Source organism: Actinosynnema sp. CS-041913 (assembly GCF_050942485.1).
Taxonomy (GTDB): Bacteria; Actinomycetota; Actinomycetes; order Mycobacteriales; family Pseudonocardiaceae; genus Actinosynnema.
The window spans coordinates 4957477-4983088 of record NZ_CP192037.1; the positions used below are offsets into that span (position 1 = coordinate 4957477).

The window sequence follows — 25612 nt, forward strand, 5'->3', positions numbered from 1 at the left end:
GGCAGACTCGGCCCTCAGCGGACCGCGACCGGCAAGGCTGCCTGCGGTCAGCGCACCCCGAGACGGGTAGGGCTGCCGGGGCGGGTGGCGCCAGGTCGCGAGCGGTAGGCCGGGACTCCTACGGCGGTCGCGAGCAGGCCATCGGTCGGCGAGCGGAGCACTGCCGGCACCGTGGTGTCGGCGATGGTCAGGCCGGTGCAGCCGAGCCGCCGGCCGAAGGCGGACAGGTAGAGCGCGCCGGAGGCGAGCCCGGCGGCGAACTGCAGGACCCGGTAGCCGCGCTCCCCGCGTCGGCCCAGGTACGGCCCGACCCGCGCCGAGTGCAGCACGAGGAACGCGCTGTCGTAAGCCAAGTCCTGGCCGCAGCACAGCGAGCGGGCGTGCGCGCGCGAGTCTCCGTCGGCGACGGGTTCGGGTCCGCCCGCGTCGTGCCACCGGTAGACACCGGGAGACAATCCGTCGACCGCGTTCACGACCACGTGCGACGCCAGCGGCCACGTGCCGGAATCCCAGGGCGGCACGCGGCCCGCCGCGAGCATCGTCGCGCGGAAGGCGTCGAGCGGGATCGTCGCCTTCGGGTCGAAACGGCGTGTGGAGCCGCGGCGCAGGATGACCTCTTCGACGGCCTCGGTTCCGCCCCGGGGCGGCGTGGGCGAGTCCACCGGGGTTTCGGCCCACTGCTCGGCGTCGTCGGAGGTCCGGAGATCGCCGGCCCGATGGGTGTCGCCGATCAGCGGGAAGGTCACCGGGATCGGCCCGAGATCGCCGGTCACCGCGTCGGCCGCCGCTCTCGGCGTCGACCCGGAGCGGCCGAGGTCCACGACGGCGAGCGGGAACTCGTGCGCCGGGTCCGCGCCGACCAGCCGGGCGATCTCCCGGTCCGCGAACCCCAGGCGCACGTGCACCCCGTCGCCGCGCAACGCGTGCAACTGGGCGACGACGGTGCCCGCGTCCCACCAGAGGTGCCGGTAGCCGCGTTCCGCGTACTTCCAGCACGTGCGCCACGGAACGCCGGTCAACACGATCGCGGGCGCGTCGCAGACCGGCGGCGGGCCGATCCCCACCAGCGCGTGGTCGCGCGGGGAGTAGTGCCAGACCCCGTCGTCGAGCCCGTCGACATCGCGCGCGCAGACGTACAGCTCGACGGGGTGCAGGTTCCCGGCCGACGGGGCGGCGCGGAAGTAGACCGGCCGGCCGCCGTCCGGGACGCGGTAGCGGACGACCCCGGCCGAGAAGTACAGCAGGCGGGACAGCTCGACCAGGTCGACCGGCCCGGCCCGGAGCGGAGCGGGAGGTGACAGGTCGGTCGGCAGCACCACCCTCGGCAGCGCGTCCGGGTAGCGCTTGAACTCGGCCGGGTACCGGCTGTCGTCCATCGGCTCGAAGGCCGACAGGACGCGCTCGTCGTCCTCCGGCACGAACCACGGGCGGTCGGGCCGGTAGACCGTCAGCCGGTGGTAGGCCTCGCCGGCGGATTCCGGATCCACCCACCCCACTATAGGTCGGTCGACGGTTCCAGGCGGCCCGCCCCTGATCCGCGGCGAGTTCGTCCTATCGGGTGGTGAACACACGGAAATCTCGTGTCGTGGCGACGGGCGTGCATTCATGGACACCTCGAATCCGGGGACGGGGAAAGCAGGGGGAGATGGCGTACACCGCAGGATCGGCGAAAGTGGACCTGACCCCTCCGTTGACGATCCCGTATCTCGGCGGACTACCCCGGCATTCGCCGTATTTCGGCGTCCACGACGCGCCGCACGCCCGCGCCGTCGCGTTCGGAGAGGACGGCGGCGAGACCGTCGTCGTCATCGCGGTCGACGCGCTCGGCATCAACAACGACATCCTCGGTCCCGGCCGCCACTTCACCGACGAGGTGCGGAACGCCATCGAGCAGGCCACCGGGATTCCGCCGACGCACGTGATGATCGCCAGCTCGCACACCCACTCCAGCCCGGAGACCGGGGACGTCCGCCGGCTGCTCGACACCCCCGGCGCGGACGAGTGGCTCGCGCGGTTCGCCGACCAGCTCGTCACGGCCGCGGTCCAGGCCTTCGACAGTCGGCGGCCGGTCATCGCCCGGCGCGGCAGCGGCGACGTCGTGCGCGGCACGCTGGCGGTCAACCGCGGCGCGTGGGCGTACCCGGACCCGGCCGCCGCGCCGGACGACCCCGAGGTCTCCGTGCTGGTGCTGGAGGCGCCGGACTGGTGCGCGGTGCTCTACAACTTCGCGTCGCACCCGGTGCTGGTGCAGGTGCAGCCGTACGCGTCGGCCGACTTCCCCGGCGTGGCGTCGGACTTCGTCGAGCGCAACGTGCCCGGCTGCCAGGCTGCTTTGTTCCTCCAGGGCGCGTGCGGCAACCAGGAGCCGCCGCCCGATCCGCTCACCCACGACGGCGGGGTGTGGCGGTCGCCGTTCGACGCGGAGCACGACCTCGTGCCGGAGAACGTGCGGGACGCGTTCGCGCACGCCGAGCGGATCGGCTTGGCACTCGGCACCAAGGTGGTCGAGGTCGTCCGGGGCGCGGACACACCGGTGTCGGGGCCGGTCTCCGCCTTGTCGGAACGGCTCGACGTCGCGTCCCGCGAGCTGCCCGACCGCGGGCCGTTCCAGGCGGAGTTGGACGCCCGCGCGCAGGCGCTCGCCGACGCCATCGCCGGCGGCGCGCCGAAAGCCACCGTCGTCCGGCTCTCCGAGCAGGTGCAGGAGACGGAGGAGCAGCTCGTCGCCATCGACCGGGGCGCGGACCCGATCTCCGCCGAGGTGCAGGTGCTGCGCCTGGGTGACGTCGCGCTCGCCGGGTTGCCGGGCGAGCCGTTCGTGGAACTCGGGCTGGGCTTGAAGGAGCTGTCCGACGACGGACGCCAGGTCCTGCCCGTGGGGTACGCCAACGACTACCTCGGCTACCTGACCGACCCGGAGGCGTGGGACAGGCCGATCTACGAGGTCAGCCTCGGCGCGTGGACCCGCATCGGCCGCTTCGGCGGGTCCGAGCTGACCTCCTTGGCGGTGGACCTGGTCGACCGGCTCTGGCCCTGAGCACGAACTGCCGTCACCGGTGCCCGGCCGGCACGAGCACGAGCCGGCGATCTCGCCGGCGACTGCCGCCATGAGCGCGATCAGGCGCCACCACCGGTCTCCTGGGCGGCCGGCAGCCGGGCGACCAGCCGGGCACCCGTTTCGCTGTCCTCCACCCGGAGCGACCCGCCGTGCCGGGCGGCGATGTCACGGGCCAGGGTGAGGCCGAGGCCCGAGCCGCCGGCGTCCCGGGTGCGGGCGTCGTCCAGGCGGGCGAAGCGGTCGAAGACCCGTTCGCGGTCCGCCGGCGGGATGCCGGGGCCGTCGTCGAGCACTTCGAGGACGACCTCGCCCGCCGACCGGGCGACGCGGACGGCGACGGCGGAGTGCGCGTGCCGCACCGCGTTGTCCAGGAGGTTGCGCAGCAGGCGTTCGAGCCGCACCGGCTCGCCCGCCACCGGCGCGGGTCCGTCCACAACGGACTCCACGGTCGGGCCGCCGGCGGTCAGCGCGTGTTCGGCGACCTGCTCCCGCACCACGTCCGCGAGGTCCACGACACCGCACGGCGGCGGGTCCTCGGCCGGGTCGGCGGCGAGTTGCAGCAAGTCCGCCGTGATGCGCTGCAAGCGCTGGACGTCGAGCAGCGACCGGTGGGCGACGGCGGGCCAGTCCGCCCGGCCCGGGTGGGCGATCGCGACCTCCAGGCCGGCCCGCAGGTTCGCCAGCGGGCTGCGCAGCTCGTGACTGGCGTCGGCGACGAAGCGTTCCTGCCGGTCGTGCGCGTGTTGCAGGCGGTCCAGGGTGGTGTTCGTGGTCCGGGCCAGCCGGGCGATCTCGTCCCGGGAACGGGGCACCGGCACGCGCCGGTCGAGCCTGCTCCCGCTGACTTCGGCCAACTCCCGGCGGATGGCCTCCACGGGCCGCAGCGCGCGCCCCGCCGAGAACCACGCGACCAGCGCCGTGAGCAGCACCGCGAGGGGGACGAAGAACCTCAGCGTGTCGTCGTACATGCGCAGCGTCCGCAGCGTGTCCCACGGCAGCACGAACAAGTACAGCGTGAGTCGATGGCTGCCGACCGCGCCAGCACCGGACAACCCGGAGTCCAGAGTGGCCCCTTCGCGACCGACCGGCTCCACCAGACCGGTCGGCACGTCGTCCACCACGCGGCCCAGCACGGTGTACGTGCGGTATTCGCGCCACTGCGGGTGCTCCCCCGGCCGCAGCGTGACCCTTGTGGTGGTCGTCCAATCCGCCGACACCCCGGCGGGCGCCGGCGGCAACGTCGTCCACGTGGGACTCCAGCGGCGCAGGTTGGCGCTGCTCACCACCGCCTGCCCGGAGTCGGCGACCACCTCGAACATCGCGTCGCCGGAAAGCCCCGCCGCGGCCAGCGCGGGACGCCCGCCGCCGAGGGACGCGACGCGGTAGGCGTCGGCCATCCGGTCCAGTTCGGCGTGCGTGGTGTTCCGGGCCTGGTCGGTCAGCCGACTGTCCAGGAACTCGCGCGTCCCCAGCCACCCCAGGGCGAACACGACCACGCAGAGCAGCGTGGCCGCCAGCGCGGTGCTGCGCCGCACCGACACCGGCCACCACCTACTCATCGGCCACCACCGACTCCTCGGCCACCAGCCGGTAGCCGGCGCCGCGCACGGTGCCGATGGTGCGGCGCCCGAACGGCGTGTCCAGCTTCCGCCGCAGCGCGCTCACGTAGACCTCGACGATGTTCGGGTCGCCCCGGTACGCCAGGTCCCACACCTGCTCCAGGATCTCGTGCTTCGCGACCACCTGCCCGTCGTGCCGCAGCAGGCATTCGAGCACCGCGAACTCCTTCGTGGTCAGCGACACCGACCGCCCCGCGCGCCGGCACGTCCGCTTCGCCGGGTCGAGCACCAGGTCACCGAACGCGAGCGTCGCGGGCGCGCCGGCCGAGCCCCGGCGGGTGAGGGCGCGCAGCCGCGCCGTGAGCACCACGTACGAGAACGGTTTGCTCAGGAAGTCGTCGGCGCCCGTGTCCAGCGCCTCGGCCTCGTCGTACTCCCCGTTCTTGGCGGTGAGCATCAGGATCGGCGTGGTCACGCCGCGTTCCCGCAGCGCCGCGCAGACGCGGTAGCCGTTCAGCTTCGGCAGCATGATGTCCAGCACGATCACGTGGTACGGGTGCAGGTGCGCCAGTTCGAGCCCTTCCACGCCGTCGTGGGCGACGTCCACGGCGTAGCCGTCGGCCTCCAGTCCCCATTGGAGCGTTTCGGCCAGCCGCTTTTCGTCCTCCACCACGAGCACCCGCATGACACCGATCGTCCCAGATCCGCGCCGCGGTTCCTGAAGCGATCTTCAGGTCGGTTCAGGAACCGTTCAGGCGTCGACCGCCATGCTCGCCGTGGTGGCCGCGACGGGTGGCCGCCGTCCAGGCCGGTCCAGGGGAGCACATGCACGGGAACACAGTGGACGGTCACGCCGCGGTCGGCGTGGCGGACGTCGTGAAGGTCCACGGTCGCGGTGACACGGCGGTACGGGCGCTGGACCACGTGTCCCTGGACTTCCCGGCCCTCCGCTTCACGGCGGTCATGGGCCCGTCGGGCTCGGGCAAGTCCACGCTCATGCACTGCCTCGCCGGTCTGGACGCGGTGGACGCCGGGGTGGTCCGGATCGGACGGACCGATCTCACCGGCCTGTCCGACGCCGCGCTGACCAGGCTGCGGCGGGACCGGGTCGGGTTCGTGTTCCAGTCCTCCGCCCTGCTGCCGACGTTGAGCGCGGAGGACAACATCCTGCTCGGCTTGCGGCTCGCGGGCCGCCGCCCCGACCGGGCGTGGTTCGCCACGGTGGTCGACGCGCTGGGGCTGCGCCCGAGGCTCCGGCACAAGCCGGGTGAGCTGTCGGGCGGCCAGCAGCAGCGGGTGGCGTGTGCCCGTGCGCTCGTGGGCCGGCCGGAGGTCGTCTTCGCCGACGAGCCCACGGGCAGCCTCGACTCGCGCTCCGGCGCCGAAGTGCTCGACTTCCTGCGCACGTCGGTCCGCGAGCTGGGGCAGACGGTGGTGATGGTGACCCACGATCCCGTCGCCGCGTCCTATGCCGACCACGGGGTGCTCCTCGCCGACGGCCGGGTCGCCGCCCACGTGCCGCGTCCCACCGCCGATACCGTGCTCGCGGCGCTCGCCGGGCTGGGGGCGTGATGCTGCGCACCGTCATCGCCGGGCTGACGGCCCGGCCCCTGCGGCTGGTGCTCTCGGCGGTCGCCATCGCGCTCGGGGTGGCGTTCGTCGCCGGGGCGTCCGTCCTCTCCGACGCCGTCGACGCCGGTCTCCGGGACGCTGTCGCCGTCGAGACCCGCGGGGTGGACGCGTCGATCAGCCGGACCCGCGGCGGGCCGGTGCCGGTCGACCTGGTGGCAGAGGTCCGGCGGGTTCCCGGCGTCGCCGCGGCGGAGGGTCGGGTCACGGTGAGCGCGCCCCTGCGGGACGCGGCGGGCCGCCCGCGGGACACGGCCGCCACCGCCCTTCCCGCCGACGAGGGGCTGCGTCCCTTCGACCTCGCCGAAGGCCGGTTCCCGGGCAACGCCGGCGAGGTCGCGATGGCGCGGGACGAGGCTGCGGACCACCGGCTGGGACAGCCCGTGACCGTCATCGGACAGGACGGCCGCGACCACTCCTTCACGCTGGCCGGGACGTTCCGCCGGCCCACGGACGCGGGCATCGGCGCGGCTGCGCTGGTGCTGCTGCCCGAGGCCCTGGACCGGCTGTCGCCCGGCGCCGGGTTCGCCGAGGTCGTCGTGCGCGCGACGCCGGGAGTCGGTCAGCCGCGACTCGTCGCCGACCTCACGCGGGCGGTCGGCGGCACGGGCGTCTCGGTGGTGACCGGGCACGAGGCAGCCGCGCGGCTGCTGCGCGAGACCCCGCCGGACTCGACCGGCCTGACGGCGTTCTCCACGGCGTTCGCGGTGCTCGCGGTGGTGGTGGCCGCGATGGTGATCGGCAACTCGTTCACCATCCTCGTCGCGCAGCGGGCGAAGGAGTTGGCGCTGCTGCGCTGCGTCGGAGCGGGGAAACGGCAGGTGTTCACGGGGGTGCTCGCCGAGGCCGTGGTGGTGGGCGCGGTCGCGTCCGTGGCCGGGCTGTTCGGCGGGCTCGGCGTCGCCGCGGCGCTCCAGGCGTTCGCGGGAGCCCTCGGCGGACACGCTACGGATGTGCACGTCCCCCTCACCGCACGGACCGTTGTCGCGGCGTTGGCGGTCGGCGTGCTGGTGACGGTGTCGGCGGCGGCGCTCCCGGCCTGGGCGGCGACCCGCGTCGCCCCCGTCGAGGCGTTGCGGAGGCCGATGGAGGGCAGGTCGACCCGGGCCGGGCGGCCCCGTGCGGTGACGGCGATCGTGCTGCTGGTGGCGGGGGTCGGGATGGCCGTGCTCGCGCCGCGCGCCGCGGTGGGGACCGGAGCCGTGCTCGCCGTCGCGGCCATGGTCACGCTGCTCGGCGCGCTGCTGGCGGTCGGGCCGCTGGTGGTCGGCCCGGTCGTGCGCGGGCTGGGCGCGGCCTGCGCACCGCTGCTCGGACTGCCCGCGAGGCTCGCCGCGCTCAACGCCGACCGCAACCCGAAGCGCACCGCCGCCGGCGCCGCCGCGCTCACGATCGGGCTCGCCGTCGCCTCGCTCGTGACGACCGTGGCGGCGGGCGTCGAAGCCGGCCGGACCCGCGGTCTCGACCAGCAGCTCGCGGCGGATTTCACGGTCACGTCGGTGGTCTCGACCCAGCCGCTGCCCGCCACGCTCGCGGACACCCTGGCCGCGGTGCCCGGCGTCGAGGCCGCGGCGCTCCGCCAGTCGTTCTCGGGAGACCTGGGCACGTACGGCGGCGCCGGGATGTCCGCCGTGCGCGGCGACGCCGTGGGCACGCTGCTGCGGCCGGTGGTGCCGGCCGGCCGGCTCGACCGGCTCGGTCCGGGTGAGCTGGCCGTGAGCAGGGAACTCGCCGAGGACACGGGACTCGCAGTCGGCGCCACCGTCCAGGCCGGACCGCGCGACCGGCCGGTTCCGCTGCGGGTCGTCGCGGTCTACGACAGCGTCGAGGCGCCCGGCGTCGACCTCGGGCTCGGCCTGGTCGAACTCGGGCAGATGCCCGCGATCGCCTACGAAGGCAGCCCCGGCTACGACGACAGCGTCCTGGTCGGGCTCACGCCGGGCGCCGACCAGGACCAGGTCCGGCCGGCCCTGGAACGGGCGCTGGCCACCGCGCCACTCGCCCGGCTGAACAGCGTCGACGACCTCCGGGACCAGGTGTCGGCGCCACTGCGGAGCACGCTGGACCTCCTGTGGGCGCTGACCGCGCTGGCCGTGCTGATCGCGTTCGCCGGCATCGCCAACACGCTCTCGCTGTCCGTCCTGGAGCGGACCCGCGAATCGGCCCTGCTCCGCGCGCTCGGCCTGACCAAGGGCGGGCTCCGCGCCACGCTGACCGCGGAATCGGTGTTCGTGGCGCTGTTCGGCGCGGTGTGCGGCCTCCTCCTCGGCACCGGCTCGGCGTGGCTGATCGCGCGAGTGGCGTCGACCGACGCCGAACCGGTGCTGTTCGCCGTGCCGTGGGCCCGACTCGGGGTGCTGCTGGGAGCCGCCGTGCTGGCGGCGCCGCTCGCCGCCGCGATCCCGGCCCGCCGGGCCACGCGGGGTTCGCTCACCGCGGGTATGGCGGAGTGACCTGCGCCGGACCGCCCGACGCCCGCAGCGCCGTCAGTCGGCCGACGGGCGTCGGGCGGTTCGCAGCACCAGCGCCGACGCGGTGAGCGAGGTGGTCAGCAACACGGCCACACAGCCGGCGGCGATCGCGCCCAGCGCACCCCACGGCAGGCGCAGCGGGATGTCCAGGCCCGCTGCCCGCAACGCCTGCCACAGCCCGCCCACCGCGAGGGCCGTCGCCCCCGCGCCCAGGGCCAGGCCCGTGACGGCGATGCCGACCGCTTCCCACAGCACGATCCGCAGCACCTGACCACCGGTCGCACCCAGCAGGCGGAGTCGGGCGAACTCGGACGCGCGCCGGCCGAACGACATGGCGACCGTGTTGGCGACCGCGAACAGCGTGTACAGCAACGCGAACCAGGACAGCAGTTCCGCGCCCACCCGCATACCGTCCTCGCGGAACCCCGCCGTGGTGGACAGCCACTCCCCCGTCGGCACGACCTCCGCGCCCGGCACGCTCGGGGGCTGCGAGGCCTTCACGTGGAGAGCCGGTCGCCGACCGGAGACGAGGTCGGCGGGCAGCAGCACCGGGGCGGTCAGCGGTGGCCCGTCGAACAAGGCGACCACGCGGACGGACGCCCGCGTGCCGTCGGGCAGCACCAGCGCCAGGGCCCCGCCCAACGGAATCCCGAACGCGGACGCCTGCCGGCGGGGCAGGGCGGCGGTGTCGCCGGTCAGCGCGGTCAGGTCGCCGGTGATCGTGCCCAGTCCCAGCACGTCGGGCGCGCCGGCCGGGGTGATGCCCAACGCGGGCAGCGTGCGCGAGGTCCGGTGCACGTGCGCGGTGACCGACGTGTCCTCGATCAGCACCGCGCCCGGCACGGCCGCCGGGTCCAGCCGCGGCCCGGTGACGCGGTAGTCCGAGGTGTGCAGCAGGGCCGCGTCCGCGCGGCCGGCCGCCGCCAGCAGGCCGGTGCCGGCGAGCAGCGAGCCGGTGATCCCGATGGTCGCCAGCACGGGCGCGGCGCAGGACGCGGTGCGGCGCACGGCGGTGCGCAGGTTCTCCCGCGCCACCATCCCGCTCACCATCCGTCGCAGCGGGGTCGTCACCACCGCGGTCAGGCCGGGCACCACCGCGGGTCCGAGCAGCGCGAGCCCCACCACCAGCGGTTGCGCCACGAACAGCGCCAGCGGCAGGCGGCCCTCGGCCGGGACGTTCGGCAGCAGCGCCAGCAGCCCGATGCCCGCGCCCATGGCCAGCAGCCCGAGCAGCCACCGGCCGAACGGCAACGGCCGGGTGTCCGCGGACGCTTCACGGAACGCCTCGACCGGGCTGATCGCACCCGCTCTGCGCGCCGCCGGCCACGCGCCGAGCAACGCCACCACCACCCCCAGCCCGAACGCCAGCAGCAACGGCCCCACCGCCCCCGGCGACGGCAACGCCACACCCTCGGGCAGTACTTCCCGCGCCACCAGCACCCGCACCAGCAGCGACTTCAACGGCAGCCCGAGCACCGCGCCCACCAGCGCCGCCGCCACACCCAGGATCAGCGCCTCGGCCTGCACGATCCGGAACACCTGACCCGGCGCCGCGCCCGCCATGCGCAACAGCGCGAACTCGCGACGGCGCAGCGACACGGTGAACCCGACCGTGCTCGCGACCACGAACACCGTCAGGAACCCGCTGACACCGGCGAACAGCGTCAGCAGACTGCCCGCTTCCGCCAACGCCTTTTCCTCCTCGGCCGCCGAGACCACCAACCCGGCCGCCGAGATCATCGCCACACCGAACACGAGCGTGAGGAACGCGCCCACGAACGACAGCCGCCGCTCCCGCAACGACGCCAACGCGACCAACAACACGTCAGCCCACCTCCCCGGCCGACTCCAGCGCCGTCATCCGCGCCGCGACCGTGCGCGCCGACGGCGCGTCGAGGTGGCCGGACGCCCTGCCGTCCGCCAGGAACGTCACCCGGTCGGCGAAGGACGCGGCCACCGGGTCGTGCGTCACCATGACCTCCGTCTGCCCGCGGTCGTCCACCAGCGAGCGCAGCAGCGCCAGCACCTGCCTCCCGGTGCGGCTGTCCAGCGCGCCGGTCGGTTCGTCGGCGAACAACACCTCCGGCCCGGTGGCCAGCGCGCGGGCGATGGCCACCCGCTGCTGCTGCCCGCCCGACAGCTCACCGGGCCGGTGCCGCGCGCGGTCCGCCAGCCCCACGCCCGCCAGCAGCCCGCGCAGCCGCGCCGGGTCGGTCCGCTCCCCCGCCAGCCGCAGCGGCAGCGCCACGTTCTGCTCGGCGGTCAGCGACGACAGCAGGTTGAAGCCCTGGAACACGAATCCGACCCGGCCGCGGCGCAGCCGGGTCAGCTCGCGCTCGGACAGCGCGCCGAGCGAGGTGTCGCCGAGCCGGACCTCGCCGCCGGTCGGCCGGTCCAGTCCGGCCGCGCACTGGAGCAACGTCGTCTTGCCGGACCCGGACGGGCCCATGACCGCGGTGAACGTGCCGCGGTGGAACACCAGGTCGACCTCGTCCAGCGCCACCACGTGGTTGGGCTCCCGGCCGTGCACCTTCGTCAAGCGCGTCAACCGGATCGCCTCGGGGGATCTCATGGCCCAAGCGAACCGCCAGCGGGCACCCGCGTCACGGGCCCGCGGTGGAGTTCCGGGGGTAGACCCCGCGCTACCCCGCCCGCCGGAGTAGAGCGGGGTCTACCCCGGCGGGCGGGGTAGCACCCGTGTCCGGCGCGGCCGGCGTCCCTAGGGTCGGCGGGGAACTCCCCGGGGTTGGCGGAGAAGGAGGAGGTGCTGGTCGTGGACGCCTTGCGGCTGCTCGGGTCCTCCCGGCCGTGGCGGTCGCTGGCGTACCTGGCGTGCGGCGTGCCGGTCGGGCTGGTGTGCCTGGTGGCGATCGTCGTGCTGGCGGCGCCGGGCGTGCTGCTGCTGCCGGTGGTGCTGGGGCTGGGGCCGCTGATGGCGTTGGGGCAGTTGGGCATCCCGGTCGCGGTGGTCGAGCGGGCGAGGTCCAGGTGGGTGGACCCGCGGCCCGCGCCCGGCCCGCACCCCGCGCTGCCGGACGTCGGCTGGTTCCGCCGCGCGAAGGCCCGGCTGCGGGAGCAGGCCACCTGGCAGGAGCTGGCCTACGCGGTACTGACGGCGACCCTGCTGTGGGTGGTCGACCTGGTGGTGGTGCTGGCCGCCGTCGTGGTGCCGGGGGTGATGCTGCTCGCGCCCGTCGTCGTGCCGCTGCTCCCGCCCGAGGCGGTGCCCGCCGGGAGCGCGATGGCGCGCGCCGGGCTGATCTGGCTGACCGTCCCCTTCGGCCTGGTGGCCCTGGTGCCCGCCGCGTACCTGGTGACGTTCGTGGCGCTGGGCCAGGCGCGGCTGGCCCGCGCGCTGCTGGTCCCGGCCCCGCCCGCGCCCGCCGGCGACCTGGTGGAGGTGCGGCGGTCACGGGCCCGGATGATCGACCGGTACGAGGCGGAACGGCGGCGCATCGAACGCGACCTGCACGACGGCGCGCAGCAGCGGCTCACGTCGGTGACCATGCTGCTCGGCCTGGCGCGGGCGCAGCTCGACGCCGACCACGCGGCGGCCGAGCCGGTGACGCGGGCGCACGCCGAGGTGACGCGGGCGCTGGCCGAGCTGCGGGACCTGGTCAACGGCATCCACCCGAAGATCCTGGCCGACCGGGGGCTCGACGCGGCGCTGGGCGAGCTGGCCGACCGGTGCGCCGTGCCGGTGCGGGTGGCCGCGGCGGTGGGCCGCAGGCTGCCCGACGCCGTGGAGACCGCGGCGTACTACGTGGTGAGCGAGGCGTTGGCCAACGTGGTGAAGCACAGCGGGGCGCGGCACGCCCGGGTGAGCGCGCGGTACGAGGACGGGGTGTTGCTGGTGGAGGTGCACGACGACGGGCGCGGCGGCGCGGACCCGGCGCGCGGGGAGGGCCTGACCGGCTTGGCCGACCGCGCCGCCGTGGTCGGTGGCACGGTGGCGCTGGCGAGCCCGGTCGGCGGACCCACCGTGCTGCGGGTCGACATCCCGGCCGGGCAGGCGTCGTGACGGAGGGTCTGCGGATCGCGGTGGCGGAGGACTCCGTGCTGCTGCGCGAAGGCCTCGTGCGGATACTGGAGTTCTACGGCCACCGGGTGGTGGTCGCGGTGGGCACGGCGGTCGAGCTGGTGGCGGGCGTGCGGTCGACGGCGGTGGACCTGGTGGTCACCGACGTGCGGATGCCGCCGGGCAACAGCGACGAGGGCCTGCGGGCGGCGTTGGACCTGCGGCGGGAACGCCCCGACCTGCCGGTGCTCGTGCTCAGCCAGTACGTGGAGCAGACCTACGCCGCCGAACTGCTGACCACGGACTCGGCCGGCGTCGGCTACCTGCTCAAGGACCGGGTGGGCGACCTGGAGGTCCTGGCGTCCGCGATCCGCCGGGTGGCCGACGGCGGCACCGTCGTGGACCCGCAGGTGGTGCGCCAACTCCTGTCCCGCAACCGGGAGCGCCCGGCTCTGAGCCGCCTCACCGCGCGGGAGCTGGAGGTGCTGGACCTGATGGCGCAGGGGCACAGCAACACCGCCATCGCGCGGGCGCTGTCGGTGAGCGAGGCGGCGGTGGCCAAGCACATCGGCAACGTGTTCGGCAAACTCGACCTGCCGGTCGCGCCGCGGACCCACCGCCGGGTGCTGGCCGTGCTGACCTACCTGCGGGAGGCCCACTGACCCCGGTGGTGACCGCCGGTCAGGCGGGGTTGCGAGGTGCTCGGGCGAGGGCTTCCTCCACCGACGGCACCACGGTCAGGATGCGGGTCAGCGCGGTCGTCCAGAGCAGGCGGGTGAGCTGGTGGTCGGGCTCCACCACCACGGCGAGTTCCAGGCCCTGGTCACCGGCCTGGTGGTGGGCCCGGATCAGGGAGGACAGGCCTACCGACGCCAGCAGGCCGACCTCGTGCAGGTCGACCGCCAGCAGCAGGGCGCCGGCGTCCTTCGCCTGCGCGAACCCGTTGTCCAGGCCTTCGTCCAGCGTCGACACCGTGTCCTGGTCGATGATCCCACCGACCCGCACGAGCACCGCCTGGCCCTCGGCCATCGTCTCGACCCGTGTCCACGGGCCCTCTTCCGGGGATGTCACGCTCCCAGCTAATCACGCCCGGAGGCCGTCGGCAGCTCAACTCACGCCGCCCACCAGGGACGACAGCCGCCAACCGGCCCAACCGCGGCGGCCGACCCGACGATGTCAGCAAGAGGTCACGGCCGTCCGGTGGCGGCGCCGGTTTCGTATGCTGATCAACAACACCAGGCGCGGGACATCGGCGGGCGGGAATGGCACAACAGCCGGCGGGGGCAGCACCGGGTCGGGTCGTCGGCGACCGGTATCGGCTGGTCGAGGCGCTCGACTTCGGTGGCATGGGACGGGTGTGGAAGGCGCGTGACGAGGCGCTGCACATCGACGTCGCGGTCAAGGAGGTGTGGCTGTCGCCGGGGATGTCGGCCGCCGAGCGGGACGAGCGGCTGGCCCGTGCCCGGCGCGAGGCGCGCAACGCGGCCGTCTTGCGCGACCACCCCAACATCGTCGCCGTCCACGACGTCGTCGTCGAGGAGGGCGTCCCCTGGATCGTGATGCGGCTGGTGGCCGGGCGGTCGCTCGACAAGCGCCTCGAAGAGGGGCCGCTGTCCGCCGAGGAGGCCACCCGCGTGGCTTCCGACCTGCTCGACGCACTCGAAGCCGCCCACGGCGTCGGGATCGTGCACCGCGACGTCAAGCCGGCCAACGTGCTGCTCGCCGACAACGGGGACACGCTGCTCGCCGACTTCGGCATCTCCGTGCACCACACCGATACCGCGATCACCGTCACCGGGACGCTCATCGGCTCCGTCGAGTACATGGCCCCCGAGCGGCTGAACGGCAAGGACGGCCTCCCCGAAAGCGACCTGTACTCCCTCGGCGTGACGCTCTTCCAGGCCGTGGAGGGCCGGTCACCGTTCCGCCGCGACACCCCCACGGCCACGCTCACCGCGGTCCTGCTGGAGCCGATGCCGCCGCTGAGCCGTGCCGGCAACCTCGCCACGCTGATCACCGGCCTGCTGGCCAGAGACCCGGCCGGACGCCCGACGTTCGCCGAAGCACGGGCCCGGCTCGCGGCGCCGCCGACGCCGACGGCGAAGATCCCCCAGCCGCCGCCGCGTCCGACGGAAGTGATCCGACCGCCGCAGGGCCCGGCCACCGCGCGACGGTCGCCGGCCGTGGCGTTGGGCCTGGTGATCGCCCTGGTCGTGGTCGGTCTGGTCGTCTTCAGGAGTCAGCTCATCGACGGCCTCGACGCCGCCGTGGACGAGCTGAACTCGTCGTCCGACACCACGACGCGGACGACGACCACCACGCGCAGCCCGCTCACCCAGGCCGCCACCCGCGAACGGGCCACCTCCGAGCGCCGACCGACCAGGACCACCACGACCACACCGGCCTTCGACCCGGCCGATCTCGACGACAAGTCCACCGACGACACGCCGTTGACCACCGCGGCGTTGCTCGCGCAGTCGTTCACCGACTCGAAGGACGTGGGATACACCCGGGAGGGCGCGGACGTCCGCGAGTGCGTCACCGAGTACCTGAGCCAGGAGGTCCGGGACCTCCTGGTCCGCTCCGGCTGCCGCGACGCCGTCACCGGGACCTACGTCGACAAGTCCGGCCGCATCCTGGTCATGGTGTGGGTGGTGCCGATGGCGGACGACCGGACCGCCAAGGCCGCCTACGAGGCCTACGACTCCGCTTCCTGGGGCATCCTGTGCCCGAAGAACGGCCCCGGCTCCGAGATCTGCGACCGCGACCTGGACACCCGCGGCGCGGTGCAGCGCGGCCACACCCGCCGCACCCACCGGTACCTGATCCACTCGACGGCGCTCTACATCAACCTGACGGGTGACCGGAGCGTCGCGCCGTGGCTGGAGTCGGCCGCGAAGGAAGCCGTCCTCTCGGCCGGGCCGGAGAACCACTCGGGCAACCGCTGAGGCGTCGTCAGCGGTCGTCGGACCACGCCGTGCTCAGCGCCTTCGTGAAGGTGTCGAGCGGCTGGGCTCCGGAGATGCCGTAGCGGCCGTCGATGACGAAGAACGGCACCCCGGTGGCCCCGAGCCGCCCGGCTTCCCGTTCGTCGGCGCGGACCGCGTCCAGGTAGGCGTCGGGGTCGTGCAGGACGCGGCGGGTGTCGTCGGGGTCGAGGCCCGCCTGATCGGCGAGCGCGGCCAGGGCCTCGGGCGTGAAGAGGGACGCGGCTTCGCCGAAGTGCGCTGCGAACGACAGTTTCACCAGGCGGTGCTGGAGGCCGTGCTCCTTCGCCAGGTGCAGCAGGCGGTGGGCGTCCAGGGTGCTGCCCACCTCGCGGTCCGTGCGGTAGCCGAGGCCTTCGCCGCGCGCGAGCCGCGCGACCTGGTCGTCCATGCCCGCGCCGCGGGGCCCGAACTTGTCGGTGAGCATCTTCTGCACCGGCTCGGTGTGTCCGGGCTCACGGGCCGGCTCCAGCTCGAACGACCGGTGGACGACCTCCACGCGGTCGCGGTGTTCGAAGCCGTCCAACGCCCGTTCGAAGCGGGTGGTGCCGATGTAGCACCAAGGGCAGACGAGGTCGCTCCAGATGTCGACGCGCATGGTTCTCGGTGTTCCTCGTGGTGCGGGGTCGCGGTGGGCGACCGCCACCCTACGTCGTCACTACGCCGTCCGGGCGACCTGTGTGTGGGAAGACCGTCCCGGGGGAACTGTGTCCGTGATGCCCGGCACGGGGGGAGGCGGTCGTGCGCCGACTACTGGTCACAGCGGTGGTGCCCCTGCTGGTGGTCGCCGGCTGCGGCGGGCTGGGTTCGCGCGGCGCGGACGCGCCGAACACGTTGGTGGCCACGGGCTTCGGCCTGCCCGACGAGCACGCGACCGCGCGGGTGGCGGTGTTCCGCGCCGCCAACCCCGAGGTCGACCTGCGCATCAACGAGGGCGCGTTCGACGAGCAGCAGTTCCTCTCCGCCGTGGCGGCGGGCGATCCGCCGGACCTCGTCTACGCGGAGCGGCGCAAGCTCGGCAGCTACGCCGCCCGGGGCGCGGTGCTGAGCCTGGCGGACTGCGTCCGGGAGCACGACGTGGACCTTGCCCAGTTCCGGGACGCGGCGCTGCGCCAGGTGACCTACCGGGACGAGGTGCACGGGCTGCCGGACTTCGCCAACGTCCGGCTGATGATCATCAACAACCCGGTGGCGCGGGCCGCCGGCCTCGATCCCGCGGCACTGTCCACAACGGACTGGCCGGCGCTGGTCGAGCTGACCGACCGGCTGTCCCGGCTGGAGGGCGGACGCCCGCAGCGCATCGGCTTCGACCCCAAGGTGCCCGAGTTCCTGCCGATGTGGGCCAAGGCGAACGGCGCGGAGCTGGTGTCCGGCGACGGGCGCGACGCCCGGCTGGACGACCCGCGCGTGGTGGAGGCGGTCCGCTTCACCGCGGACCTCGTGCGGCGGCAAGGGGGTTGGGCGTCGTTCAAGGCGTTCCGGGACACCTTCGACCAGTTCGGGGCGGCGAACGCCTACGTGACCGGGCAGCTCGCGGCGATGCCGATGGAGTCCTGGTACATCAACACGCTGGCCACGAACTCGCCCGACGCCGACGTGACGATCGCGCCGTTCACCGACCGGCGGGGCGAGCCGCTGACCGAGACCGGCGGGCAGGCGTGGGCGATCCCGAAAGGCGCGCGGCACCCGGAGCTGGCCTGTCGCTTCCTGGTGACGATGACGTCCACCGACACATGGGTCGCCGCCGCGACCGCCCGCCGGGACACGTTGGCGCGGGCCGGAAAGCCTTACGGCGGGACGTTCACCGCGAACCGGGTGGCCGACGAGCGGATCTTCCGCGAGGTGTTCGACCCGAAGGGCAACCGCATCCTCGAACTCGGTGTGCCGCAGGTGTTGTCTTTGCAGGACAAGGCGTTCGCCGTCGCGCCGAGTCCGGCGGCGAGCGAGCTGGTGCGCGCGTGGGAGGGTGGGGTGAACCGCGTGCTGACCGGTCGGCAGAGCCCTGACGAGGCGATGGCGCAGGCCCAGCGGGAAGCCGAACGGGCACTGAAGCGCGTGGGCGGGAGGTAGCGCCCCATGACGGCGGTCAGCCGGCGCGAGTCGCGGGCAGGATGGTTGTTCCTGTTGCCGTGGGTGGTCGGGTTCCTGGCCTTCACGGCGGGTCCGATGCTGTTCAGCGTGTGGTTGTCGCTGACCCACTACGACATGCTCAAGCCGCCCGAGTTCATCGGGCTGGAGAACTACCGCGAGGCGCTGGTCGACGACCAGGTCGCGACGGCGCTGTGGAACACGCTGGTCTTCACCGTCCTGCACGTGCCCGCCCAGATCGCGCTGGCGCTCGGCCTGGCGAGCCTGCTGCGCCGGGCCGGCCGCTCGGCGGGCTTCTTCCGCACCGTGCTCTACCTGCCGGTGATGACCCCGCCGGTGGCGTTGGCCGCGATGTTCCTGTTGCTGCTCAACGGGCAGAACGGCGCGATCAACGAGTTCCTCGGCTGGTTCGGCTTCACGGGGCCGAACTGGACGACCGACCCGGTGTGGATCAAGCCCGGCCTGGTGCTGATGAGCCTGTGGACGGTCGGCAGCACCGCGGTGCTGTACCTGGCGGCGCTCACCCGCGTGCCGCTCGAACGGTACGAGGCGGCGCGGTTGGACGGCGCGAGCCCGTGGCGGCAGTTCTGGCACGTGACGCTGCCCGGCATCAGCGGCACGGTCTACTTCACCGTGGTGGTCAACACGATCGCGTCGCTCCAGGTGTTCACCGAGGCGTACACGATGTTCTTCGGCGCTCGTGCGAAGCAGTCCAGCGAGGGCGACGCGGCGCTGTTCTACGTGATCCACCTGTTCCGGGAGGCGTTCGAGTCGCTGCGGATGGGCTACGCGTCGGCGTTGGCGTGGGGCTTGTTCGTGGTGATCGCGGTCGTCACGGCGGTGCAGGTGCGGCTGTCCCGCCGGTACGTGCACTACGAAGGCGAACGGCCGTGAAGCGCGTCGCCCCGGGGCTGGGGCTGCTCGTCGTCACGGTGGCGTTCGTCTACCCGTTCTGGTGGCTGGTCAGCGCTTCGCTCAAGGACCGGGCGCACGTGTTCGACAACGCGCTGCTGCCCAGCCCGTTCTCGCCGGGCAACTACGTGGAGATCTGGCGGGCAGTGCCGCTGCTGACCTGGATCGCCAACAGCGTCGCGGTCGGGGTGGCCGCGGCGGCGGCGGCCACGGTCGCGAGCGCCCTGGTGGCGTTCGGCTTCGCGTTGTTCCGGTTCCCCGGTCGCAACCTGCTGTTCGGCGTGGTGCTGGCGACGATGATGCTGCCGAGCGCGGTGACCATGGTGCCGGTCTACCTGGAGTGGCACGCGCTGGGGCTGGCCACCACGCAGATCCCGCTGTGGGCGCAGAACCTGTTCGGCTCGGCCTTCTACATCTTCCTGCTGCGCCAGTTCTTCCTCGGCCTGCCCCGGGAGGTGTTCGACGCCGCGAAGGTGGACGGCGCGAACGCGTGGCGGCTGTTCGCGAGCATGGCGCTCCCGCTGGCGCGTCCGGGCCTGATCGTGGTGTTCGTGTTCGAGCTGAAGGCGGCGTGGACCGACCTGGTCAAGCCGCTGATCTACCTGCGGGAGCCGGAGCTGTACACGCTGCCGCGCGGCCTGAAGACCGTGCTCGACCGGTTCGGCGAGGGCGGCGAGACGCAGTGGGAGCTGGTGCTGGCGGCGAGCACGATCGCCACCGTGCCGATGATCCTGCTGTTCCTGGTGGCGCAGCGGTACTTCGTGCGGGGCACCGTCACGCAGCACGTCGAGCAGTGACGAGGCCGCGAGACGTAGATCACCCGGAATGAGCAGTCCGGAAACACGTCCGTACGTCTAGGTTAGGGGAGCCTAAGCAAAGTTCGTTGGTGAGAGGGGCATCGCGTTGACCTCGTCGGGACTTGGGGACGCGGGGATCGAGGGCAAGGTCGCCCTCGTGACCGGAGCCGCCCGCGGCATCGGGGAGGCCGTGACGGAGGGGCTGGTCCGCGCGGGCGCGACCGTCGCCGCTGTCGATGTCGACACCATCGGGCTGAAACGGGTCGCGGCGGAGTGGGACGGGCAGGTGCGGCCGTACACCGCCGACATCGGCGACTCCGCGGCCGTCGCGCGCGTCGTGGCGGACGTGGAACGCGAGGTGGGCCCGATCGGCATCGGGGTGTCCGTGGCGGGCATCCTGCGGCCGGCGTCGGTGTGCGAGACCACCGACGAGGACTGGGCGGCCACCTTCGCGGTCAACGCCACCGGCGCGTTCACCGTGCTGCGGGAACTCGCGCGCCGGATGGCGCCGCGCGGGAACGGCGTGCTGGTGACGGTCGGGTCGAACGCGGCCGGGGTGCCCCGGATGGGGATGGGCGCCTACGCGGCGTCGAAGGCGGCGGTGACGATGCTGACCCGGTGCCTCGGTTTGGAGCTGGCCGGTTCCGGCATCCGGTGCAACGTCGTGTCGCCCGGATCGACCGACACCGACATGCAACGGATGCTGTGGACCGACGACGAAGGGCCCGCGCGGGTGGTGGCGGGCGATCCGGACCAGTACCGGGTCGGCATTCCGCTGGGACGGATAGCCGATCCGGCCGACATCGCGGAAGCCGTGTTGTTCCTGGTCTCCGATCGCGCCCGGCACATCACCATGCAGAACCTGTACGTCGACGGCGGCGCGACGCTCCGCGCGTGATCGTGACGCACAGACATTGCTCCGAACGGACTGGTACGAATACCCCGTTTCACGCAGTGGCCACGGTGAACGGAGGTTGGGACGGTCGTCCGACCGGCCGCCGCGCGTCGCGCGGCAAGTGCGGCCGAGTAGACCTTCCCCAGTCCAAGTCATTTAGGCTAGCCTAACCAAAGTTGGAGAGTGGCGTTCGATCCCACCGCCTGCCGCCACGTGCGACAGGCGCCGGAGGCTGGTGGCTGACCTCCGCCGGGGCCGGGCTTCGTCGCGCGCCCGCGCGACGACCACATCTCCTTCGCCGACCGATTTCCGGCCGGCACCAGCACCACCAACTTCGGCCATCGGCCGCCGCGACCGCTTCGACCTCCACGCCGAAGGGAATCTCGACGTGTCCCCACCTGTTCTGGTTCGACCCCGGCCCGTGCACCGGGCGGCCGACCTGCTGGCCGCCTACCTGCCGGGGTCGTTCTACTACTCCTCGGCGCAGGGATCGCTGCTGGCCGACGGCGTGCACGCGACCGTCCGGGCAGGCCACGGCTCGCGCGCGCACGCGGCGGCGGACGCGCTCGACGCGGCTGCCGTGGCCGGTGTCGACGGGCCGGTGGTGGCCGGCGCGGTCGGGTTCCGGCCGAACGCCGAGGCCAGCCTGGTCGTCCCCGCCGTGATCAGGCGGGCCGGTGCGCCGGGAGTCGCGGCCGACGTGCCGCCGGCCGCCTTCGGGTCCACGAAGTGGTCGATCGCGGCCCGGCCCGAAGCGGCGGGGTACGCCGAGGCCGTCCGCCGGGCGCTGGCCCTGATCGCCGACGGCGAGCTGCGCAAGGTCGTGCTCGCCCGCTGCCTCGAACTGACCGCGGACGCACCGGTCCCGGTGCCCACCCTGCTGGCCCGGCTGGTGCGGGCGGACCCGGCCGCGCAGGCCTTCGCCGTCGACGTCAGCGCGCCCGGCGACCCCGCGCCCCGCACGCTGGTCGGCGCGAGCCCGGAGCTGCTGGTCGCGCGGCGCGGGGCGCGGGCGGTGGCCAACCCGCTGGCCGGGTCGCTGCCCCGCGTCGCGGACGAAGCCGAGAACCGCCGGCGGATCGCGGCGCTGCTGGCCTCGGAGAAGGACCGGGCCGAGCACGCGCACGTCGCCGCGCAGGTCGCCGAGGTGCTGGGGCGGTTCTGCGTCGACCTGGAGGCGCCCGCCGAGCCGGTGGTGATCGGCACGCCGACGATGTGGCACCTGTCGACCCGGATCACCGGGCGGATCGCGCACCCGGACGACCCGGGGTCGTCGTCCCTGGCGCTGGCCGAGGCGCTGCACCCGACGCCCGCCGTGTGCGGGGTGCCCACCGGGCTCGCCCGCGCCACGATCGCGGACCTGGAGCCCGAGGACCGGGGCTACTACTCCGGGCTGGTCGGCTGGACCGACCTGGACGGCGACGGCGAGTGGAGCGTCACCATCCGCAGCGCCGAGGTGTGCGACCGGACGGTCCGGCTGTTCGCGGGCGCCGGGATCGTCGCGGGCTCGGACCCGGCCGCGGAGCTGGCCGAGACGAGCGCGAAGTTCCGCACGCTGCTGCGCGCGCTGGGACTGGAAGGTGCGGCGTGAGCGCCGGCGTCGACCACGTGCCGTGGCCGCCGGACGTCGCGGCCCGGTACCGCGCCGCCGGGCACTGGCGCGGGCAGACGTTCGGCGCGTGGCTCACCGCGCTGACGGCCGCCTACGCCGACCGCACCGCCGTCGTCGGTGAGCGGGACGGCGCGTCGGCGCGCTGGACGTTCGCCGAACTCGACGCGCGGGCGCACCGTATCGCGGCGGGCCTGGTCGAGCGGGGAGTCCGCGCGGGCGACCGGGTCGTGGTGCAGTTGCCGAACGTGCCGGAGTTCCTGCCGGTGGTGTTCGGCCTGTGGCGGGCGGGCGCGTGGCCGGTGTTCGCGCTGCCCGCGCACCGCCACAGCGAGCTGCGGCACTTCGCGACCCAGAGCGAAGCCGTCGCGATCATCACCGTCGACCACCACGAGCGGCACGACCACGCCGCCACCGCGCGCGCCGTGGCGGGTGACGTGGGCACGGTGCGGGACGTGCTGGTCGTCGGTTCGGCGGAGTTCGACGCCCTGGCGGCGGCGGCACCGCGCGAGCTGCCCGACCCCGATCCGGAGGGCGTGGCGTTCCTCCAGCTCTCCGGTGGCAGCACCGGGTTGCCGAAGCTGATCCCGCGCACCCACGACGACTACCTCTACAGCGTCCGGGAGAGCGCGCGGATCTGCGCGCTGCGCCCGGACAGCGTGTACCTGGCCGCGCTGCCGGTCGCGCACAACTACCCGCTCAGCTCGCCGGGGGTGCTCGGCGCGCTGCACGCGGGCGCGGCGACCGTGCTGGCGCCGCGGCCGGACGCGGACACCGCGTTCCGGCTGATCGAGTCCGAGCGGGTGACGATCACCGGCGTCGTGCCGCCGCTGGCCGCCGCCTGGGTGCAGGCCGCGGCCCGTACCGAACGCGATCTGTCCACTTTGGAGGTCCTGCTGGTCGGCGGCGCGAAGTGCGGCCGTGAGCTGGCCGAGCGGATCGGTCCCGCGCTGGGCTGCCGGTTGCAGCAGGTGTTCGGGATGGCCGAGGGCCTGGTCTGCTACACGCGGCTGGACGACCCCGAGGAAATCGTGCTCGGCACCCAGGGACGCCCGATCTCGCTCGACGACGAGATCCGCCTGGTCGACCCGGACAACCCCGCTGCGTCCTCGGACGACGTGGTGGCCCCGGGCGAGGTCGGGGCTCTGCTGACCCGCGGCCCGTACACGATCCGCGGCTACTACCGCGCCGCCGGGCACAACGCGACCGCGTTCACCCCGGACGGCTTCTACCGGACCGGGGACCTGGTGCGGCGCGGCGCGTCCGGGCACGTGGAGGTCGTCGGCCGGGCGAAGGAGCAGATCAACCGGGGCGGCGAGAAGGTGGCGGCCGAAGAGGTGGAGAACCACCTGATGGCCCACCCGGCGGTGCTGGACGCCGCCGTCGTCGCGGTGCCCGACGAGTACCTCGGCGAGCGGACCTGCGCCTACGTCGTGCCGGTCGCGGGCGCCACGCCCAGCGCCGCCGAGTTGCGCCGCTTCGTCCGGGAGCGCGGCGTCGCGGCGTTCAAGGTGCCCGACCTGGTCGAGGTGGTCGCGGCGTTCCCGGTGACCGGTGTCGGCAAGACCAGCAAACGCGAACTGCGGGTGGCCCTGGCCGCCTTGTCCGAGAAGGGGTGAGGGCGTGTCCCTGCCGAAGATCCAGCCGTACGCGCTGCCCACGGCGGCCGAGCTGCCCGCGGGCCGGGTGGCCTGGCGGCCCGACCCCGCCCGCGCGGCCCTGCTGGTGCACGACGCGCAGCGCTACTTCCTGGCCCCGTACCAGGGCGCGCCCGTCCCGGAGATGACGGCCAACATCGCCGCGCTGGTCGCGGCGGCCCGCGCGCACGACGTGCCGGTGTTCTACACCGCGCAGCCGGGCCACCAGGAAGCCGCCGACCGGGGGCTGCTGACCGAGTTCTGGGGACCGGGCATCGGCGCGGTCATCGACGCCGACCCGCGGGCCGCGGACATCGTCGCCGACCTCGCGCCCGATCAGGACGACACGGTGCTGGTCAAGTGGCGCTACAGCGCCTTCCAGCGCAGCACGTTCGCCGAGCAGCTCGCCGCCCGGGGCCGCGACCAGCTACTGATCACCGGCGTGTACGCGCACATCGGCTGCCAGGCCACGGCCGTCGAGGCGTTCATGCGCGACATCCGGCCCTTCCTGGTCGGCGACGCCGTCGCCGACTTCTCCCGCGAACGGCACGACCAGGCCTGCGAGTACGTCGCGCAGCGCTGCGGGGCCGTCACCACCACCGCAGAGGCGCTGGCCGCGCTGTCCGCGCCGATTCCCGCAGGAGCACCACGATGAGCACCACACCGCCGCCGCTGTCCGCCGAGCGGGTCCGCGCCGATGTCGCGGAACTGCTGGGGTGCGACCCCACCGAACTCACGCCGGAGACCGACCTGTTCGACCTCGGGCTCGACTCGGTCCGGATCATGGGCCTGGTCGAGCGCTGGCGGGCCGCCGGGGCGACCGGGCTGGAGTTCGCCGACCTGGCCGAGCAGCCCGAACTCGGGCGCTGGACGGCGCTGGTCGCCGGAGCGGGGAAGAGCGCGTGAGCCGCGTCGACCACCGCCACCGCCACCTGGAGCGGATCGCCGAGGTCCGGGCGGGCGCGGGCGCGGAGAAGGTGCCCTACCCCATCCGCATCCGCGAGATCACGGTGCTGCGCAAGGAGATGGTCGGCTCCGGGCTGCTGCGGCTGACGCTGGGCGGCCCCGGCGCGGCCGGGTTCGAGGCCCACTCCCCCGACGAGCACGTGAAGCTGATCTTCCCCGAGCCGGACGGGACGCTGCGCCTGCCGGAGCCGAACGGCGACATGCTGCGCTGGCCGCGGCCGTCGCCGACCTCGCGCGAGTACACGGTGCGCCGCCACGACCCCGCGGCCGGCGAGATCGACATCGACGTGGCCCTGCACGACGGCGGCCTGGGCGCGGAGTGGGCGCTGGTGGTCGAGCCGGGCGAGGCCGTGCACGTCGCCGGTCCGCCCGGCGGGCTGATCGTCCCGCACAACTACGACCGGTACCTGCTCGCGGGCGACCTCACCGCGCTGCCCGCCATCGCCCGGTGGCTGGAGGAGCTGCCCCGGACCGCCGCGGGCTGGGCATTCATCGAGGTCGCCGACGCCACCCAGGAGATCGAGCTGTCCGCGCCCGAGGACGTCGAGGTGCACTGGCTGCACCGCGGCGACCTGCCGCCGGGAGCGGGCGACGCGCTGGAACGCGCCGTGCGCGCGGTCTCCGTGCCCGCGGGCGAACGCGTCTACGTCTGGGTCGCGGGCGAGGCCGGCGCCATCAAACCGCTGCGCCGCTGGGTGCGCGACGAACTGCGCCTGGACAAGGCCGACCACGACATCACCGGCTACTGGAAGCGCGGCGTCGCCGACTTCGACGACGACCACGACCACTGACCCGACCCCCGAACCTGTCCCCCAGGCCCGACCCCGGACCCGACCCCAAGGCCCGACTCCAACGCCCGACTCCAACGCCCGACGGGCCGAGCCCGACGCCAAGGCCCGACCCCCACGCCCGACCGGCCGAGCCCGACCACAAACCTGTCCCCCAACCCCTACCCCCACCGCCGATTTTCCGCCGAATCCCGAGGA

The 25612-nt window shown here is 74.0% G+C and carries 22 protein-coding genes; 15 read left to right on the forward strand and 7 right to left on the reverse strand.

Translation table 11 applies throughout. The annotated features are described in order from the left end of the window. Positions 1-47 precede the first annotated feature (47 nt). Positions 48-1487: a nitroreductase family protein gene (locus tag ACQPZF_RS22825; protein ID WP_433260047.1), complete on the reverse strand. Its 1440-nt coding sequence runs from the start codon at positions 1485-1487 to the stop codon at positions 48-50. Positions 1488-1645: 158 nt separating this feature from the next. Between ACQPZF_RS22825 and ACQPZF_RS22830 the strand changes: the two genes are divergently transcribed. Beyond that, positions 1646-3037, forward strand: coding sequence for a hypothetical protein (locus ACQPZF_RS22830; RefSeq protein WP_433260048.1), 1392 nt, complete (start codon positions 1646-1648; stop codon positions 3035-3037). Between the two features lie 80 nt (positions 3038-3117). Here ACQPZF_RS22830 and ACQPZF_RS22835 read toward each other — a convergent pair whose 3' ends face one another. Continuing rightward, entirely contained in the window at positions 3118-4617 is a 1500-nt protein-coding gene (locus ACQPZF_RS22835; protein ID WP_433260049.1) for an ATP-binding protein, read from the reverse strand. Then, positions 4610-5302 (reverse strand): response regulator transcription factor, encoded by a 693-nt coding sequence (locus ACQPZF_RS22840; protein ID WP_433260050.1) that lies wholly within the window; start codon positions 5300-5302, stop codon positions 4610-4612. Before ACQPZF_RS22840 ends, ACQPZF_RS22835 begins: the two co-directional genes overlap by 8 nt. A gap of 140 nt (positions 5303-5442) precedes the next feature. On the opposite strand from ACQPZF_RS22840, the gene ACQPZF_RS22845 reads away from it, so the two are divergent. Both ACQPZF_RS22845 and ACQPZF_RS22850 read left to right on the forward strand, forming a co-directional pair. Next, a complete protein-coding gene (locus tag ACQPZF_RS22845) occupies positions 5443-6189 on the forward strand; it encodes an ABC transporter ATP-binding protein (protein WP_433260051.1) in 747 nt (248 codons plus the stop codon). Further along, a complete protein-coding gene (locus ACQPZF_RS22850) occupies positions 6189-8699 on the forward strand; it encodes an FtsX-like permease family protein (protein ID WP_433260052.1) in 2511 nt (836 codons plus the stop codon). Before ACQPZF_RS22845 ends, ACQPZF_RS22850 begins: the two co-directional genes overlap by 1 nt. A gap of 33 nt (positions 8700-8732) precedes the next feature. On the opposite strand, the gene ACQPZF_RS22855 is transcribed toward ACQPZF_RS22850, so the two are convergent. Both ACQPZF_RS22855 and ACQPZF_RS22860 read right to left on the reverse strand, forming a co-directional pair. Further along, positions 8733-10541 (reverse strand): FtsX-like permease family protein, encoded by a 1809-nt coding sequence (locus ACQPZF_RS22855; protein ID WP_433260053.1) that lies wholly within the window; start codon positions 10539-10541, stop codon positions 8733-8735. A 1-nt stretch (position 10542) separates the two neighbouring features. Continuing rightward, positions 10543-11289: an ABC transporter ATP-binding protein gene (locus tag ACQPZF_RS22860; protein WP_433260054.1), complete on the reverse strand. Its 747-nt coding sequence runs from the start codon at positions 11287-11289 to the stop codon at positions 10543-10545. Positions 11290-11463: 174 nt separating this feature from the next. Here ACQPZF_RS22860 and ACQPZF_RS22865 point away from each other — a divergent pair, with 174 nt between their 5' ends. Beyond that, the gene (locus tag ACQPZF_RS22865; RefSeq protein WP_433260055.1) at positions 11464-12738 is read left to right on the forward strand and encodes a sensor histidine kinase; all 1275 of its coding nucleotides are present in this window, start codon (positions 11464-11466) and stop codon (positions 12736-12738) included. 8 nt (positions 12739-12746) lie between these two features. Then, a complete protein-coding gene (locus ACQPZF_RS22870) occupies positions 12747-13397 on the forward strand; it encodes a response regulator transcription factor (protein WP_433274660.1) in 651 nt (216 codons plus the stop codon). 19 nt (positions 13398-13416) lie between these two features. Here the strand turns inward: ACQPZF_RS22870 and ACQPZF_RS22875 are convergent, their stop codons facing one another. Next, positions 13417-13806 carry an STAS domain-containing protein gene (locus ACQPZF_RS22875; RefSeq protein WP_433260056.1) on the reverse strand — a complete coding sequence of 130 codons (390 nt, stop codon included), beginning with the start codon at positions 13804-13806 and terminating at the stop codon, positions 13417-13419. A 191-nt stretch (positions 13807-13997) separates the two neighbouring features. On the opposite strand from ACQPZF_RS22875, the gene ACQPZF_RS22880 reads away from it, so the two are divergent. Continuing rightward, on the forward strand, positions 13998-15683 hold the full coding sequence (locus tag ACQPZF_RS22880) for a serine/threonine-protein kinase (RefSeq protein ID WP_433260057.1): 1686 nt from the start codon (positions 13998-14000) through the stop codon (positions 15681-15683). A 7-nt stretch (positions 15684-15690) separates the two neighbouring features. Here ACQPZF_RS22880 and ACQPZF_RS22885 read toward each other — a convergent pair whose 3' ends face one another. Next, positions 15691-16320, reverse strand: a complete 630-nt coding sequence (locus tag ACQPZF_RS22885) for a DsbA family oxidoreductase (protein WP_433260058.1) — start codon at positions 16318-16320, stop codon at positions 15691-15693. Positions 16321-16463: 143 nt separating this feature from the next. Here ACQPZF_RS22885 and ACQPZF_RS22890 point away from each other — a divergent pair, with 143 nt between their 5' ends. From ACQPZF_RS22890 to ACQPZF_RS22930, 9 genes are all read left to right on the forward strand, one after another. Further along, entirely contained in the window at positions 16464-17792 is a 1329-nt protein-coding gene (locus tag ACQPZF_RS22890) for an ABC transporter substrate-binding protein (RefSeq protein WP_433260059.1), read from the forward strand. A 6-nt stretch (positions 17793-17798) separates the two neighbouring features. Further along, the gene (locus tag ACQPZF_RS22895) at positions 17799-18704 is read left to right on the forward strand and encodes a carbohydrate ABC transporter permease (protein ID WP_433260060.1); all 906 of its coding nucleotides are present in this window, start codon (positions 17799-17801) and stop codon (positions 18702-18704) included. Further along, positions 18701-19519: a carbohydrate ABC transporter permease gene (locus tag ACQPZF_RS22900; RefSeq protein WP_433260061.1), complete on the forward strand. Its 819-nt coding sequence runs from the start codon at positions 18701-18703 to the stop codon at positions 19517-19519. Before ACQPZF_RS22895 ends, ACQPZF_RS22900 begins: the two co-directional genes overlap by 4 nt. Before the next feature lie 100 nt (positions 19520-19619). Further along, positions 19620-20417, forward strand: coding sequence for a 2,3-dihydro-2,3-dihydroxybenzoate dehydrogenase (locus ACQPZF_RS22905; RefSeq protein ID WP_433274662.1), 798 nt, complete (start codon positions 19620-19622; stop codon positions 20415-20417). A 385-nt stretch (positions 20418-20802) separates the two neighbouring features. Further along, entirely contained in the window at positions 20803-22005 is a 1203-nt protein-coding gene (locus ACQPZF_RS22910; protein WP_433260062.1) for an isochorismate synthase, read from the forward strand. After that, positions 22002-23642: a (2,3-dihydroxybenzoyl)adenylate synthase gene (locus ACQPZF_RS22915; RefSeq protein WP_433260063.1), complete on the forward strand. Its 1641-nt coding sequence runs from the start codon at positions 22002-22004 to the stop codon at positions 23640-23642. Before ACQPZF_RS22910 ends, ACQPZF_RS22915 begins: the two co-directional genes overlap by 4 nt. Positions 23643-23646: 4 nt before the next feature. Further along, on the forward strand, positions 23647-24315 hold the full coding sequence (locus ACQPZF_RS22920; RefSeq protein ID WP_433260064.1) for an isochorismatase family protein: 669 nt from the start codon (positions 23647-23649) through the stop codon (positions 24313-24315). Then, complete coding sequence (locus ACQPZF_RS22925; RefSeq protein ID WP_433260065.1) at positions 24312-24566, forward strand: phosphopantetheine-binding protein; 255 nt, start codon at positions 24312-24314, stop codon at positions 24564-24566. The genes ACQPZF_RS22920 and ACQPZF_RS22925 overlap by 4 nt, the downstream gene beginning before the upstream one ends. Further along, complete coding sequence (locus ACQPZF_RS22930; protein ID WP_433260066.1) at positions 24563-25417, forward strand: siderophore-interacting protein; 855 nt, start codon at positions 24563-24565, stop codon at positions 25415-25417. Before ACQPZF_RS22925 ends, ACQPZF_RS22930 begins: the two co-directional genes overlap by 4 nt. The last annotated feature ends 195 nt before the right edge of the window (positions 25418-25612 follow it).